Here is a 15908-nt window from a genome sequence, read left to right as displayed (position 1 = left end):
ATTTCCGCTATGCACTGATAGTGCTCCTTTCTTCCAAAACTTCCCTGTATATATCGACAAGACCTCCTATTATTTTATCCCAGGATCTGTTTCTGCCGAATTTTATGCCATTGACTTTTAAATATTCCCTGAGATTCCTATTTTCCATTAGTTCAGCCATGCAATCGTATAATTGTCCCGCATCCCTTGCCTTAAATTTAAGGCCATTATGTTTATGCCGTATGATTTCCTTGATACCTCCTGCATCAGCACCTATTACAGCCAAGCCTGATGTCATCGCTTCCAAAACCACATTGCCAAAAGTTTCTGTAGAAGAGGGACATACAAATATATCACAGGAAGCATATAACTCGGAGAGCTCCATTCCCTTTTTAAATCCTGTAAAAATCGTATCCTGCGGAAATATTTTTTTACACCTTTCCAGGTAGGGACCCTCTCCTGTTATTACTAAAGCGACTTCATCCCCGTACTTTCCTTTTATGGCTTTATAACTCTCGTTTAAAATATCCAAATCCTTCTCGTAAGATACTCTGCCAACATAAAGAAACGTTGTCTTGTTTTCAATTCCCAGCTTTCTCCTCAAACTTTCATTTCTGTAATCGGTATTGAACCTTTTGGAATCTATACCCCTTGAAAATATCCCCGTATTGCTTATACCATTTTGGTTTAGCAGCTTTTCCGTTTCAACGGATGGACAAAGGGTTATACAATTTTGATTGTGGAACCACTTCATATAATTCCAGATCATTTGCTTTAGAAAATCCAGCTTAAAATAGTCGGCATACTGCGAAAAATTTGTTGTATAGCTTGAAATGGTCGGGATATTATATTTCCTCCCGAAATAAAGTCCGGCGAGGCCCATATTGAATTCCGTCATCAAGTGTATTGCATCCGGTCTAAATTTTGATAAGATCTGATATATTCTGAACATGTTCGGTAAGGCTATCCTGCATTCAGGATATAAAAAGAATTTTAAGCTATAGAATCTTTCCGCATATGAATCTACATCATCATCATACTTGGGGACGAAAATCTTATATTCTATACCGTTATTTTCAAAGTATTTTATTAAATTGGCAAGTGTATTTGTGACCCCGTTTATCTGTGGAGTGAACGTATCAGAAAATAATGCAATCTTCATTATTTACCTCCTGCAGAAGGCACCATAACATAGGAATCTATTTTATCATTGTTCGAAGCAGGTCCGGTGGATCTAGCCATAAAATAAACTACCGACTCACAGACCCATATAGCGGTGGATATTGCGTAAGAAATGTCTTTTTTAAACGTAGCGGTTTTGGAAAAATAATCGGCCCTCATCGCCGATATAATTGACTCGATGTCCCTGTTGGCCTTCTTGTTATTTATTTCCATTTCGGATTTTTCTTCCCTGCTTAATCTTAGCAGTACAAAATGAAGCCTTAATTCATAGAAAAAATGACCCTTTAAATTATTGAATATTTCTATATTCAGATGATAACGGCAAAAGAAATCGCATACATAATGGCAAATTTCACCGAGTTCAATCGAAAATTCTTCCAAAGGCACCTCACCTTTCATCAAATTACCTGCACCATCGCATACATAATCAAGATAATTATCTAAAATATGAGGCTTTTTTAATACTCTGCGGGTTAAATCCGGTTTTATATTGCCATAAATAAAATCGGTCTTATTCAGTTCCATTTGGCTTTTTAAATGGTTATATAATATTTTTGAAATGGCGATATGTGTGAAAAAGTTCATCTTTACAGCCCCCCTTTATCGCTGCTATATATTCTACTTATAATATAACCTGCCGATATAAATATTGATTAAACTTACGGTTAATATTATGTCAATTCCTTGTTAAATCATATATTTGAGTTACAATTGATTTGATGAACAATTATATATTAATGCCGAACTGGAATGTGATAGTCGTCATATAAGGGGGAAAATGAATATTGAAAGGTTTGGATTTGTGCAGGGAGTATTACAGTAGCGTAATAAAACCTATAATAGATGAACATATCAGCTTCATTGGAGAAAAATATGCTTCTGCCTTAATCGGTTGGGGATCGGATGTCCTGGGTAACGATGATGAAATATCCACTGACCACGAATGGGGGCCTAGATGCATAATTTTTTTACCCGAGGAGTTAAAACAATATAAAGATAGAATGTATGAAATATTGAATACACGGATTCCATCTACGTTTATGGGTTATTCTACGCATTTTATAACCGATAAAGAATCCATGGGGGTCAGAAAGCTTTCATCTGACGGGTCAGGGAATGTACATATAGACATAACGACATGTAAAGATTATTTTCAGGCCAATCTTGGAGTCTTGGTGCCACAAAATGAAATAGAGTGGCTCTCTATACCTGAAAATCACCTGCTGGAGGTGACAGGAGGCGAAGTATTTTTTGACGGTATGGGCAAACTTACAAAATTGAGAAAGTTTTATGGCGGGTATTACCCTGATGATGTCTGGAAATACAGGCTCGCATATGCATGGCAGTCGCTTGGGTGGGATATTGACCTAATAGGCTTATGCTGTGACAGGGGAGATGTTTTATCATCAAGATATTGTTTGAATGAAACCATATTTAGAATAATAAGGCTGGCATTTCTATTAAACAGGCGTTATGCTCCATCTTATCCAAAATGGATACATCGCGAATTTTACAAACTCCCATCTATTGCGAAAGAGATCGGTACAAACCTTGAAAATATATATATTGAAAAAGATATTAAAATTGCCATGAAGAAGATAACTCAAATATGCCGTTTTTTAATCGAGTACCAAAATCGAATAAAAAAATTGCCTTCATTAAAAATAAGGCAAAACCCATATTGTAGAGGATATATGGATATCGATTTTCAGTATATTGCAGAGCAAACCTACAGGACAATTTATGGTGAGCTTAAAAGTATTCCGATATATGGCGCACTGGACCAATGGATTACAAATGAAGATTTTTTATTGGATGCTAATAAAATGAAATCATTATCGGCCATCTACAAATATGATGATGAAATATAGCATCCCATATTAAAATACTTCTTATTTGTACGATATAGCCATTTTGCCCATGATGTTCCATACCTTTATAAAGGATTGCCTGTTGATTTTTTGATTTTTCACACCGTTAAACGGATTGTTTATATAGCAGTAATCTTTATCGTAACCTACGAGCACAACAGCATGTTCATTCAGCGCTGCCTTGATTTTAGTGCCGTTCTTCTCCCACTCCTCATATTTTTCAGGCGGGTTAAAATCGATTGTGGACCATACAATTACCGGATGGTTTTCATTGACACTCTTTATCAATGATTCAAAGGGTTTTCCGGTCAGATCGACTGCTCTGCCATGCAGATACTGATCCATGAGTTCCATCATGGGGATATTATAAACTGCAAAGCCCTTATTTTTCCCTGTAATATCTCCCACAAATCCTTCATTGGGGTTTCCCCACTTTTTTATGTGGCCCTTTTCGTCTAAAACTACAGGAGTTTTGTCCTTCTTTATCTTTTTTGCAAGTGTCATCTTGTCGACCTTGATGCCCGCATACTGGAACACCATAGCCAGGCTGGTTACCTCACACCCGCTCATCAATTCCGGTTTTTGGGGAATAATGGGCACATCCAGTAAAACCGATTCCCTGTTTTTATCATCATTGTCCTCCCGAGCCTGAATATTCTCCCTCTTCCTGTCCGAATTCCGGTCCGGCTTAGTTTTTTCACCATCCGGACATCCCGTAAATAATATATTTATCAATAAAATTAAAATCATTAACTTTATTTTGGTAATCTTCAGCATCGAAATCTTTCCTTTCTGAAATCGAAGATAATAGTTAAAAATTGAATTACTTTTATGTTATGCATTTTTGAAAAATCTAATATAATTTTTTTTACGGGATCACTTTGGGGGCATATGCTAAAGCCTGTAGTTTCAGGCTAAAACCTCCGCTTCAATTTCCACTCAAAAAAAATTTATATAAAAAGGCCATATATTAAAAATTTATTATTGAAATTAATATATATATATGTTATAAATAATTCGAATTATAATTATACACCAAAAGGTATAAGTATAATTACCAATTTTCTGAATTGTATGAAAAAAGGAGCTGATATGGGTTGGCAAACTCTATGGTAAAACTTGATAATGTTGTTAAAAGCTTTAGCGGTGAAAAGGATGCTGCCATAAAGGGTATTTCCCTCGATATCAAAGAGGGAGAATTTCTAACGATACTCGGCCCGAGTGGATGCGGCAAAACTACGACTATCAGGATTATCGCCGGATTTGAACAGGCGGATAAAGGCAGCGTGCTTATAAACGGCAAAGACGTATCAAAGAAAGCACCTTATGAACGCAATGTAAACACAGTATTTCAGAGCTATGCGTTATTTCCTCATATGAACGTATTCGATAATGTGGCTTTTGGTCTGACCATAAAAAAAGTTCAAAAGAGGGAGATCAGGGACAGGGTATTGAATATGCTCAAGATAGTACAGATGGAAGGCTATGAAGATAAGATGCCCGATCAGTTAAGCGGAGGCCAAAAACAGCGTGTCGCTATTGCAAGAGCGATTATCAATGATCCAAAAGTTCTTCTTCTGGATGAACCATTAGGTGCACTGGACCTTAAATTACGCCGTCAAATGCAGTTGGAGCTTAAACATCTTCAAAAGAAACTTGGTATTACCTTTTTGTTTGTTACCCACGACCAGGAAGAAGCTATGACCATGTCCGACAGAATATGCGTCATGAACAACGGGCTTATAGAACAGGTCGGAACTCCGAAGGAAATATATGAAAAACCAAGGACGAGATTTGTTGCAGATTTTATAGGAGATACGAATATTTTTGACGGTACTGTAACAGGCATAAACAACGGTTATGCATCCGTAAAACTTGAAGACAACCAGATAATTGACCTTACATGCAAAAATACAGATGTAAACAAAAATCTGTGCTTTGCCGTAAGGCCTGAGAGATTAAAGCTAAAATCTTCACCGGACCCTAATAATCCTTTCCTTTATGCGACTTTTAAGGAGAGAACTTTTATAGGTTCCGTTTCCAAAACCATCGTTACTCTCTCCAATGGCAGAGAAATAACGATAAGTGAACAGTCGGGAGAGAATTATGCCTTCCCAAGCGGTATAAATAAGGCATATGTGACATGGAACCCCGAAGATGCGGTGGTGATTAAATCATGATAAAGTCAAAAGGTGCTTTAAAATCTATATCGCCTGTTGTTATATGGATGCTTTTATTCTTTATCGTGCCTCTTTTTCTTGTCGTAGTTGTAAGCTTCATGACAAGGGGGCAATATGGTGATATACAGTACAAGATTACCTCCGGTAATTATGCAAAGCTTCTTAATCCTCTTTATATAAGGATTTTATGGAACTCTATTTTAATATCGGCAGCAACGATGCTTTTGTGCCTTATTTTCGGGTATCCTTTTGCATACTTTGTGGCAAGGTCTCCGAAAATTTACAGGCCCATCCTGCTGATGCTTATAATACTCCCTTTCTGGACGAATTCGCTCATAAGGACATATGCGTGGATAATACTTTTAAGGACGGAAGGGATAATAAACACTTACCTTTTAAAACTCGGGATTATAAAGGCACCACTTACACTCCTCTATAACAATACTGCTGTGTTGATCGGAATGGTGTATATGATGTTCCCGTTTATGGTACTGCCTCTTTATTCATCCATCGAAAAACTGGATAAATCCCTTTTGGAGGCGGCATCGGATTTAGGGGCTACACCGGTTAGAGCGTTTTTAAAAGTAACCCTGCCGCTGACAAAACCAGGCATATTTTCAGGATGCCTTCTCGTCTTCGTTCCGACACTCGGGTACTTCTTCATACCGGATTTGATGGGAGGAAGCAAGATAATTCTAATCAGCAATCTGATTAAGAACCAGTTCCTTTCCGCGAGGAATTGGCCCTTTGGCTCGGCGATATCCGTTATTCTCATAGTAATAATGTTTGTAACATTGTTAATATATATAAAATCCGGCGGAAGCAAAGATAAGATGGAGGTGTTATAATAGGTGAATAATTCAGCAGCAAAAAAAATAGGTACGATATACAGCATTTTAATATATCTATTTTTGTATATACCGATATTTGTGCTGGTTGTTTTTTCTTTTAACAGTTCGAAGCTTAATGCTGTATGGACGGGTTTCAGCCTTAAATGGTATTACAGCCTGTTTTCAAATTACAGTATAATGGAAGCTGTAAAAAACAGCCTTATCATCGCCTTTTCAAGCACAATATTATCTATTATAATAGGCACCGCAGCGGCAGTCGGCATGTATAAGTATAAGTTCAGGGGCAAATCGCTGATAGACGGCATGCTCTTTATTCCCCTTGTGATACCGGAGGTAGTCATGGGTATCGCAATGCTTGCTTTTTTTTCTATGATCAAGCTTATACCCCTTGGACTTATAACCCTTATAATAGCTCATGTAACATTTAGTGTTTCGTACGTTATAATTGTAGTAAGATCAAGACTTGATGGATTTGATAAATCCCTTGAAGAGGCTGCGATGGATCTCGGGGCGACTCCCATGCAGACATTCACGAAAGTTACGCTGCCTGTCATAATGCCCGGCATTATGGCGGGCGGACTTCTGGCGTTTACCCTTTCAATCGATGATGTTATAATAAGCTTTTTTGTGGCAGGCCCCGGGAGCAATACGCTTCCCCTTAAAGTTTTCTCGATGGTTAAATTCGGCGTAACGCCTGAAATCAATGCATTATCCGCAATACTTTTGGTGCTTACAGTATCACTTGTCGTGATAATGCAGCTTTTAAACAAGAATATAATAAATGGCAAAAAAATAATAAGTTCTGCGCTTGTTTGCGTGCTGTGCATAACGTTTCTTGGAGGAAGCGCATTCAAAAGCGCGGCGGGTAAAAGAGAACCTCAAAAAGTTATCAATGTATTCAACTGGTCTGAATATCTCCCGCAGTCTGTAATAGATAAATTTGAGCAGGCTTACAATATAAAGGTTAATTACAGCACATTTTCCTCCAACGAAGAAATGCTTGCAAAGCTTATGGCCGGCGGATCCCAATATGATCTGGTCGTGGCAAGCGATTATATGGTTGAGACATTAAGAAAGCAAAACCTGATAAGGCCCATTGATATCAATAATATAGAAAACTTTAAAAACCTGGATGAATCAAGGCTTAATCTTCCCTTTGATCCCGGGAACAAATACAGCATACCTTATATGTGGGGAGATGCATGTATTGTTTTTGATGCCTCAAAGGTCAAAGTCCCTATAAAAGGATATAAGGATTTATGGAATCCCGCCCTTAAGAATTCCATAGTCGTTCTCGACGACGAAAGGGCGATAATAGGTATGGTGCTCAAAAAATCCGGATATTCCATCAACGAAACCGATCCTTTAAAATTGCAGCAGGCAAAGCAAGACCTTAAGGCCCTGCAGTCCAATATAAAGGCATATGACAGCGACAGCCCCAAAACGCTTCTGATCAACGGAGAAGCAAAGGTTGGTTTTGTATGGGGAGCCGAGGCTTCGCTTGCAAAGCGCGAAAATAAAAATCTAAAAATAGTTATTCCACAGGAAGGATTATTCCTGCAGCAGGATAACTTCGTCATACCTAAGCTGTCAAAGAACCAGAAATCCGCCGAACAATTCATCAGTTTTATACTGGAACCCGAAATCGGCGCTGAAATATCGAGGGAATTTCCTTATGCCAGCCCGAATAAAGCATCCTTCCCGATACTGGATCAGGATATATTAAAAGATACGGCAGTATATCCTCCACAGGATGCCGTAAATAAAGGTGAATATTTAAAAGATATAGGACAGTCGGTTAAATTATTTGATGATATATGGACCGAGGTTAAGAACAAGTAACTCAGCCTGCATGTTAAAAAAAGGAATGCAAATTTTGCACTCCTTTTATTTAACCCATTTTTATCTAACACGCCTTGCACCGGTAAAATTCATCCACCTGAGCGACGCAATTTTAACGACATCGCCGGTTTGCGGAGAATGTATAAATAACCCATTGCCTACATATATCCCTACATGATAAGCAGGATTGCCGAAAAATACAAGATCACCCGGCTGAAGATTGTCTGAAGAAACAGCCGAGCCTTGTGAAGCCTGATCAGCCGCCCTTCTGTTCAAATTGACCCCGAAGTGGGAGAAAACATATTTTGTAAAACCCGAGCAGTCAAAGCCTGCTGGAGTGCTGCCGCCCCTTACATAAGGCGTTCCCAGGAATCCTGCAGCATATTCGACTATTGCATTTGAAGATATGGGAGCACTTCCATCCCTTGATGCCAGCAGAATCCTGTTCCCTGTAGATTGTGCAGCTTGAGCTTCCTCCGCCGCTTTTCTCTCCTCTATCTCTTTTATCGTTGCATCAACGACAGCCTGAAATTGAGATATTTTATCGGAATACTCATCTTGCTTGGTTTTCAAATCGGCAATCAGAAGTTTCTGTGAATCTTTTGATGAGTTCAGCTCCGACAATTTACTCTCATTCTGCTTTTGATACGCCAGCAACTGATTTTCGGTTGACTGAAGGGATTTCTTCATTAAACTTATCTGGCTTGTCTTTAATTTTATTTCGCTCATTACGCCTTTGTCGTAATCTATTACCCTTTTTATCATATCCAGCCTTGACAGAAGATCATTGAGATCTTTCGACTGCATAAGCACTTCCATATAGCCATACTCACCGTTCATATACATGGCTTTTACCCTTTTGTTGAACAATTCCTGTTCGGCATTAAGTTGATCCTGCAGCTTTTTTATTTTATCCTCGGTATCCTTGATTTTAACTTTTGTTCCCTCAATTTTTACTTTTATAGCCTTTATCTGATCCGTCAGATTTGAAATTTGCTCGTCTATCTTTTGTATATTCTGTTCAGCCTCCGCCATTTGCTTCATTACGCCATCGTATGTATCCATATTCTGCTTAAGCGTTTGCTGTTCATCTTTTAAACGGTCCGACAATGGATCTGCAAGTACACTGACACTAAAGATTAAATTGATAGCAATTGCCGCTGCAATTATTTTTTTAAAGTTCAAAATAAACACCTCTGAATGTGGGATTTTATATAAAGGTATAAAATTATACCATAAAAGATTTATTGAGCAGAACATTTTGCATTTAAGAGAATAAATAATATAAATAATCAGTATGCATTCTGCTGACGTTAATTTCCTTGCATTATGATGCGAAATATTATAACTATATAAATATACTATACCATTTTAGGCTTCAAATTTAAACTGGAAATAGATGCCACAATATTCTATTTTGCCCGATTATTCATGATTTTGCACGATTAGCCCGGGGAAATATGTATATTTTACCTTATAAGCACTTTTAGAATAATAATTATAAGCGGTTGGTGAATAAGATATATCATAAAAGTATGCCTTCCCAAAAAAAGCAGCGGATTATCTTTCATTGAAAAGCTAAAAAGGCTTTTTCTTTCCTTATACAAAAATCTTCCTGCGACTATGCCGAAAATATATACTCCTATCCATGGAAATACAGGATAATAGTCTGCAGAATAAAAATACTTGTTTGTCAATCCGACCGGAAATAATAAGCCACTTTGAACCTTTACCTTTGATATCAAATTGCCTACAAGGAGTGAGAGGACTCCTCCCACGATCAGTTCAAGACTGTCGGCTTTATTCAATAGAGGATAAATCATCATGCTTATACCTAAAAAATGAAGTATGCCAAACTTTATCAAATAATCCCGTCCTGCAATATATGTAACTATACTGATTGCAAGAGCTGCCGCAAATACTTTTAATCCCCTTTTCGGATTGTTTCTGCTCAGTGTAGAGCTTAGGCCTGAAATGATAATAAAAAGTATTGCAGAAACTCTTCCGATAACCCATATGACACCGCTCTCATAATTAACCGGATATCCATATATATCGCCCAAATCATACATAATGTGAAAGAAGATCATAAGCAAAAGCGCAATTCCTCTTATAAAATCGATTTCCCATATCCTGTTTGATTTTTCAATCATGATTTTCTATCTTTTTTCACCTATAAAGAACAACGCCAGCGTTCCCGGCCCGGAATGCGCTCCTATAACCGGCCCTATGTATGTGATAATGATGTCTTTTACCGACGTTTCCTTCAATATCAATTCCTTAAGATGGTTTGCATCTTCTATGCAGTCGCCATGGCTTATAATTACCAGCTGCTCCTCAGGTTTTACCGCCATTTCAAAAAACTTATTCGCAATCATCCTTATGGACTTTTTCCTGCCTTTTACTTTTCTTACAGGTATAAGCCTTCCTTCATCGTCAACGTGCAGCACAGGTTTTATATCCAGCACCGTACCGATAAACGCCTTCGTGTTCGATACCCTTCCCCCTCTTCTCAAATGGTTCAGGCTATCAACTGTAAACCAGTGATTCAATTTCAGTTTGTTATTTTTCACCCATTCCACAATCTCTTGTTTGCTTTTCCCGTTTTTCAGCATCTCACAGGCATAATATACTAAAAGTCCCTCGCCCGCTGATGCGCTTTTGCTGTCTATAACGCTTATATCTGCATTACTGTATTCCTTTAACACCATATCCTTAGCGATAAGAGCATTGTTGAGGCTCCCGCTTAAAGCCGATGAAAAACCTATATAAATAATAGACTGGCCATCCTTTATATGCTTTTTAAACTCTTCTGCAAATGTAAATACATTTATCTGGGATGTAGTAGACATCTCACCATTTCGTACGGCGGCGTAGAATTCACTGTAACTTATGGTCCTTCCAAAATCATCGGCATATTCCCTGCCCTTGAAATGGTATGTCATGCTCACTACTGAAATATCGTTGTCATTGATGTATTCTATCGGAAGATCGCTGCATGAATCAGTAATAATTTTAACCTGCATTCTTATTCACCTTCATTTCTATTTACTATTGTTTTAATGTTAACATTGTTTATGCTATAAATCAACGATTTTCAAAAGTCCACTTCAATTCGCAATATGAAACCAAGCCTAGGCATAAATAGGATTATGCTATTTTGAACACTCATTCGCCAGATTCAAGTTTTGTAAGTTCTAAGGCCAGATGCCTTATTTTTATGAAATGTGCACCCCGAATGTTAAATTTTTTAACATTCGGGGTGCATTTTATAAATCGGCAGTTTTTAACCTCCAAGGTATGCTTTCCTCACATCATCGTTGTTTAAAAGATCCTTTGTACTGCCCTCAAGCGTTATACTGCCATTTTGAAGCACATATCCCCTGTCAGCAATGGATAATGCCATACCTGCATTTTGCTCGACTAAAAGCACCGTCGTTCCATTATCATTTATATCCTTTATTATAGAAAATATTTCATCGACTAATATCGGAGCAAGTCCCATCGAAGGCTCATCAAGGAGCATAAGCCTGGGCCTCGACATCAATGCCCTGCCTATTGCAAGCATCTGCTGTTCTCCTCCGCTTAAAGTGCCTGCAATCTGGTTTCTTCGTTCGCCCAGCCTCGGAAACCTTTTAAATACCTTTTCAAAGTCCTCCCCGATTTTATCCTTGTCTTTTCTTAAAAATGCTCCCATTTCAAGGTTTTCATATACAGTCATATTCGAGAATATCCTTCGTCCTTCAGGAACGTGGGATATTCCCATATGCACTATTTGAGGGGCATTCATCCTGTTAATATTTTTCCCCAAAAATCCCAGCGTGCCGGTTTTGGGTTTTACGATTCCAGATATCGTCCGAAGCGTCGTGGTTTTGCCGGCTCCATTCGCACCGATCAGCGTTACGATCTCGCCTTCTTCTATATGCAGCGATATTCCCTTCAATGCGTGTACCGCCCCAAAATAAACGCTCACATCTTTAAGCTTTAACATAATCTTTCCCCCCGAGATATGCCTCGATTACCTTTTTATTTTTCTGGACCTCTTTTGGAGCACCTTCCGCAATCAACTGCCCGTAATCAAGGACAAACACTTTTTCACATATATTCATAACCAAAGACATATCATGTTCTATTAATATAATAGTAAGCTTATACTTGTCTCTTACCCATTTTATAAGCCCCATAAGCTGCTTTGTTTCATTCGGGTTCATTCCCGCGGCGGGCTCATCAAGAAGCAGAATCTCAGGTTTTGCCGCAAGCGCTCTTGCGATCTCAAGCCTTCTTTGCTCTCCATAAGGTAAATTTCTGGCAAATTCATTTTTCTTGTCGGCCAGTTTGAAAACATTCAAAAGCTCCGTTGCCTCTTTATATATTCTTTCTTCTTCACTGTAAAACGAAGGCAGCCTTAATATGGATGACATTACTCCGCATTTGATGTTGTCATGAAACGCCAGCCTGACATTATCGAGCACCGTCATGTCCTTGAATAGCCTTATATTCTGGAATGTCCTTGAAATACCGCATTTTGTGATCTGGTATGGTTTTAGTTTATTGCCTGCAATGTCTTTTCCCCTCAATTTATAGGAAATGGTTCCCGATGTGGGGCTATACATGCCCGTCATTACATTGAAAAGTGTGGTTTTGCCTGCGCCGTTTGGGCCGATCAAACCTGCAATCAAGCCTTCCTCAACAGCCATGCTTACGTTGGAAACCGCAATAATACCTCCAAATGCCATGGTAAGATTATTTATCTTGAGCTTTAGCATTCAATCCACCTCGCTTTTTTAGAAATCCAAGGCTGAATTCTTTAGTGCCCATAAGTCCCTGAGGACGGTATATCATAATGAAAAAGAGAATCAGCGAGTATATAACCATCCTAAGTTCCGGAAAGCTCTGGAGGAATGCCGATATAACCGTCAACGCAATGGCGCCGAAGATCGAGCCCGTGATACTTCCCATGCCGCCGAATACTACGATTACAAGTATGTCTATAGACTTTAAAAATCCAAAGGAATCAGGCTTTAAAAGGCAAATATAGTTGGCATACAGGGCGCCTGCAATACCTGCAAAAAATGCTCCTATTACAAATGCAAGTATCTTATAATTTGTTGTATTGACACCCATGGCCTCTGCCGCTGTCTCATCCTCCCTTATAGCTATGCATGCCCTTCCGGCATAAGATTTTATAAAATTATTGACTACCACTACAGTTAAAACAACTGAAAAATAAAGCCATGTCCAGTTTGTATAAAACGGAATATCATTAAAACCGCTGGCTCCGCCTACATAATCGATATTAAAAAATATATTCTTGATTATTTCCCCAAAGCCCAGGGTAGCTATCGCCAAATAATCCCCCTTTAATCTGAGTGTAGGCAGGCCTATCAGAAAACCTATTACTGCGGCGCTAATCGCCGCAAGTATTATGCCGATTGCAAAGGGAAGCCCCAATTTGGCCGTAACGATGGCACATATATATGCACCTATTGACATAAAACCTGCATGTCCGAGGGAAAACTGCCCCGTAAAGCCGGTAATGAGGTTAAGGCCTAATGCGAGTATTATATTTATTCCTATCAGCACGACATTTGTAAAAATATAATCGTTGATCGAGCCGTTACTTATAAAAAACTGCACTATAAAATATACTGCGAGTATAACAGCAAGGCTTATGATATTCTTTTTATTGAACAGTTTCAAAATACCACCCCTATACCTTTTCTTTGACATTTTTGCCAAGGAGCCCATTGGGTTTTACAATGAGTATTATTATTAAAATCGCGAATGCCACCGCATCCTTGTATAAAGCTCCCCCGTTTGCGCTTACCATGGTCTCGGTTATCCCGAGGAAGAAGCCTCCGAACATGGCACCCGGTATTATGCCTATGCCTCCTATGACTGCGGCGACAAAAGCCTTGAGCCCAGGCATTATTCCCATAAGAGGATCAATGGTGTTATAATATACCCCGACCAATACTCCCGCAGCGCCTGCAAGGGCAGAGCCTATCGCAAATGTGTACGAAATCGTCCTGTTTACATCGATACCCATGAGCTGCGCCGCTTCAGCATCCAGCGAAACAGCCCTCATGGCTTTCCCAACCTTTGTCCTGTGAATTACATATTGGAGCAACACCATGAGCAACACCGTTACGACAATGATATATATATCTCTTACATTTATGATTACGCCGCCGAATATTTTGAATTTCCAATCCGGAAGGACATTTGGAAATGTCCTCGTTTCCGCTTTTACAAAATACATCATTCCGTATTCCAAAAACAGCGATACGCTTATGGCGGTTATAAGAGCTGCAATCCTCGTCGAATTTCTAATGGGCTTATAAGCCACTTTTTCAATTATGACTCCCAGAATTGCGCATACGACCATCGAAATAATAAGAGACGAAATAAAATCCATATGGAAAAAAGTCGTTAAGGCAAATCCTACATAGGCTCCTACCATATATATATCGCCATGGGCAAAATTTATAAGGTTGATTATGCCGTATACCATTGTATATCCGAGAGCAATCAGGGCATATGTGCTTCCCAAGGATATTCCGTTGACAAGCTGCTGTAATAATTGCTGCACTAATTTCACTTCCCCTTTTTATTAAATCGCTTAAAAATGCCATAAGAGGGGGGAAATATATCCCCTCTCTTTTAATACTTCAGGCATCTTTAATCAGCAATTCAATTTGTTGTTTGAATCCCTCATTTATTATATTTAATCTCTTTGCTCTCTAAGGCTGCTGCTTTTTTACAAATGTCTGCACGCCGTCTTTCATTTCAAGTATTGTCGCTGCCTTTACAGGATTATGGAATTCATCTATTGAAAGCGTCCCTGTAATCCCCTTAAAGTCCTTTGTCGATGCCAGCGCTTCTTTGATCTTGGCAGGATCTGCAGCTCCCGCCCTGTTTAATGCATCGGCTAAAAAGTATTCGAGATCATAACCAAGAGCATTAAATGCGTCGGGCACTTTATTATATTTTGCCTTAAATGCATTAATGAATTTGACAACCTCCGGCGATGTATCCTTTGACGAATAATGGTTGGTAAAGTATACATCGTTAAGCACATCGTTTCCTGCGATCTGGGTAAGCTTTGGAGAATCGTATCCGTCTCCTCCAAGGACAGGCACATTGAACCCTAATTCCCTGGCTTGCTTTACAATAAGCCCGACCGATTCATAATATCCAGGCAGATACAAAACATCCGGATTGCTCCCCTTGATCTTTGTAAGAACGGCTCTGAAGTCCTTCTCCTTTGCCTGGTAAGCCTGCTCTGTTGTGATCTTTCCGCCAAGTTCCCCAAATTTCTGTTTGAAATTCTTGGCAAGTCCCTTGCTGTAATCGCTTGTGCTGTCTATGAGCACCGCCGCGTTTTTCTTCTGCAGATCCTCGTATGCAAAGTTTGCCATTATTACTCCTTGGAAAGAATCACTGAAACAGGTCTTGAATATATAGTCCCTTACCTTTCCGTTGCTGTCCACCGTAATATCGTCGGCTGTTGCAGAAGCTGATATCAGCGGTACCTTATGCCTTGTGGCAACTGCTGATGCGGCTTTTGTATTGCCTGATGTAGCCGGGCCGAGTATTGCGACTACCCTGTCGTTTGTTATGAGTTTTGTAGCGACGTTAGCAGCTTCGGCATTATCCGATTTGTTATCTGCTTTGTCGAGTTCTATCTGTTTTCCTCCAAGCACTCCTCCGCTCTTGTTTATCTCCTCTGCGGCAAGTTCTATACCTTCAACAAGGCTCTGGCCATATGTCGCCACATCGCCTGACAATTCATAGTCCAAGCCCACCTTTACTTTGGCGTCGGAATCTTCGACTTTTTTGTTGGATGCAGTCTTGGGGCCGCATCCAACAAATAATCCGACCAATAATACAAATGCCAGTAATAATGATAATTTTTTACGCATTCCTATTTCCCCCTTTAATTTTTAAATCATTTTCTATTATTCTTTTAAATATTCATTTGCTTTTATCATCCCGTCCAC

At 39.1% G+C, this 15908-nt stretch carries 15 protein-coding genes; 4 read left to right on the top strand and 11 right to left on the bottom strand.

Annotated elements, in window-relative coordinates:
• Positions 1 to 7 precede the first annotated feature (7 nt).
• Together QME45_02280 and QME45_02275 are read right to left on the bottom strand one after the other, a co-directional pair.
• Positions 8 to 1141 carry a glycosyltransferase family 1 protein gene (locus QME45_02280; GenBank protein MDI6617487.1) on the bottom strand — a complete coding sequence of 378 codons (1134 nt, stop codon included), beginning with the start codon at positions 1139 to 1141 and terminating at the stop codon, positions 8 to 10.
• Positions 1141 to 1746, bottom strand: coding sequence for a zinc dependent phospholipase C family protein (locus QME45_02275; protein ID MDI6617486.1), 606 nt, complete (start codon positions 1744 to 1746; stop codon positions 1141 to 1143). Before QME45_02275 ends, QME45_02280 begins: the two co-directional genes overlap by 1 nt.
• A gap of 200 nt (positions 1747 to 1946) precedes the next feature.
• Here QME45_02275 and QME45_02270 point away from each other — a divergent pair, with 200 nt between their 5' ends.
• Positions 1947 to 3032: a DUF4037 domain-containing protein gene (locus QME45_02270; protein ID MDI6617485.1), complete on the top strand. Its 1086-nt coding sequence runs from the start codon at positions 1947 to 1949 to the stop codon at positions 3030 to 3032.
• A 21-nt stretch (positions 3033 to 3053) separates the two neighbouring features.
• On the opposite strand, the gene QME45_02265 is transcribed toward QME45_02270, so the two are convergent.
• Positions 3054 to 3809, bottom strand: a complete 756-nt coding sequence (locus QME45_02265; GenBank protein ID MDI6617484.1) for a C39 family peptidase — start codon at positions 3807 to 3809, stop codon at positions 3054 to 3056.
• 320 nt (positions 3810 to 4129) lie between these two features.
• Between QME45_02265 and QME45_02260 the strand changes: the two genes are divergently transcribed.
• The 3 genes from QME45_02260 to QME45_02250 are packed head-to-tail and all read left to right on the top strand — an operon-like array spanning position 4130 to position 7905.
• Entirely contained in the window at positions 4130 to 5212 is a 1083-nt protein-coding gene (locus QME45_02260) for an ABC transporter ATP-binding protein (GenBank protein ID MDI6617483.1), read from the top strand.
• Positions 5209 to 6060 carry an ABC transporter permease gene (locus QME45_02255; GenBank protein MDI6617482.1) on the top strand — a complete coding sequence of 284 codons (852 nt, stop codon included), beginning with the start codon at positions 5209 to 5211 and terminating at the stop codon, positions 6058 to 6060. The genes QME45_02260 and QME45_02255 overlap by 4 nt, the downstream gene beginning before the upstream one ends.
• A gap of 3 nt (positions 6061 to 6063) precedes the next feature.
• On the top strand, positions 6064 to 7905 hold the full coding sequence (locus QME45_02250; GenBank protein MDI6617481.1) for an extracellular solute-binding protein: 1842 nt from the start codon (positions 6064 to 6066) through the stop codon (positions 7903 to 7905).
• A 60-nt stretch (positions 7906 to 7965) separates the two neighbouring features.
• Here QME45_02250 and QME45_02245 read toward each other — a convergent pair whose 3' ends face one another.
• The 8 genes from QME45_02245 to QME45_02210 form a co-directional block, all read right to left on the bottom strand.
• A complete protein-coding gene (locus QME45_02245; protein MDI6617480.1) occupies positions 7966 to 9090 on the bottom strand; it encodes an NlpC/P60 family protein in 1125 nt (374 codons plus the stop codon).
• 284 nt (positions 9091 to 9374) lie between these two features.
• Positions 9375 to 10058, bottom strand: coding sequence for a heparan-alpha-glucosaminide N-acetyltransferase (locus tag QME45_02240; GenBank protein ID MDI6617479.1), 684 nt, complete (start codon positions 10056 to 10058; stop codon positions 9375 to 9377).
• A 6-nt stretch (positions 10059 to 10064) separates the two neighbouring features.
• Positions 10065 to 10931: a DegV family protein gene (locus QME45_02235; GenBank protein MDI6617478.1), complete on the bottom strand. Its 867-nt coding sequence runs from the start codon at positions 10929 to 10931 to the stop codon at positions 10065 to 10067.
• A 260-nt stretch (positions 10932 to 11191) separates the two neighbouring features.
• Positions 11192 to 11896 (bottom strand): ABC transporter ATP-binding protein, encoded by a 705-nt coding sequence (locus tag QME45_02230; protein MDI6617477.1) that lies wholly within the window; start codon positions 11894 to 11896, stop codon positions 11192 to 11194.
• Positions 11883 to 12671 carry an ABC transporter ATP-binding protein gene (locus tag QME45_02225; GenBank protein ID MDI6617476.1) on the bottom strand — a complete coding sequence of 263 codons (789 nt, stop codon included), beginning with the start codon at positions 12669 to 12671 and terminating at the stop codon, positions 11883 to 11885. Before QME45_02225 ends, QME45_02230 begins: the two co-directional genes overlap by 14 nt.
• Positions 12649 to 13608 carry a branched-chain amino acid ABC transporter permease gene (locus tag QME45_02220; protein MDI6617475.1) on the bottom strand — a complete coding sequence of 320 codons (960 nt, stop codon included), beginning with the start codon at positions 13606 to 13608 and terminating at the stop codon, positions 12649 to 12651. Before QME45_02220 ends, QME45_02225 begins: the two co-directional genes overlap by 23 nt.
• Positions 13609 to 13615: 7 nt before the next feature.
• Positions 13616 to 14497, bottom strand: coding sequence for a branched-chain amino acid ABC transporter permease (locus tag QME45_02215; GenBank protein ID MDI6617474.1), 882 nt, complete (start codon positions 14495 to 14497; stop codon positions 13616 to 13618).
• 151 nt (positions 14498 to 14648) lie between these two features.
• On the bottom strand, positions 14649 to 15830 hold the full coding sequence (locus QME45_02210) for an ABC transporter substrate-binding protein (protein ID MDI6617473.1): 1182 nt from the start codon (positions 15828 to 15830) through the stop codon (positions 14649 to 14651).
• Positions 15831 to 15908: the final 78 nt, after the last annotated feature.

The sequence above is a fragment of the Clostridiales bacterium genome (assembly GCA_030016385.1).
Taxonomy (GTDB): domain Bacteria; phylum Bacillota; class Clostridia; order Clostridiales; family Oxobacteraceae; genus JASEJN01.
The sequence above is the reverse complement of the archived record's forward strand: the minus strand, read 5'-3'. Positions and strand labels throughout refer to the sequence as shown.

Bases quoted from the DNA above. Each gene is read 5' to 3' on its own strand.
- QME45_02240 (MDI6617479.1), bottom strand. From the start codon at position 10,058: ATGATTGAAAAATCAAACAGGATATGGGAAATCGATTTTATAAGAGGA.
- QME45_02255 (MDI6617482.1), top strand. From the start codon at position 5,209: ATGATAAAGTCAAAAGGTGCTTTAAAATCTATATCGCCTGTTGTTATA.
- QME45_02225 (MDI6617476.1), bottom strand. From the start codon at position 12,671: ATGCTAAAGCTCAAGATAAATAATCTTACCATGGCATTTGGAGGTATT.
- QME45_02230 (MDI6617477.1), bottom strand. From the start codon at position 11,896: ATGTTAAAGCTTAAAGATGTGAGCGTTTATTTTGGGGCGGTACACGCA.
- QME45_02235 (MDI6617478.1), bottom strand. From the start codon at position 10,931: ATGCAGGTTAAAATTATTACTGATTCATGCAGCGATCTTCCGATAGAA.
- QME45_02280 (MDI6617487.1), bottom strand. From the start codon at position 1,141: ATGAAGATTGCATTATTTTCTGATACGTTCACTCCACAGATAAACGGG.
- QME45_02210 (MDI6617473.1), bottom strand. From the start codon at position 15,830: ATGCGTAAAAAATTATCATTATTACTGGCATTTGTATTATTGGTCGGA.
- QME45_02275 (MDI6617486.1), bottom strand. From the start codon at position 1,746: ATGAACTTTTTCACACATATCGCCATTTCAAAAATATTATATAACCAT.
- QME45_02265 (MDI6617484.1), bottom strand. From the start codon at position 3,809: ATGCTGAAGATTACCAAAATAAAGTTAATGATTTTAATTTTATTGATA.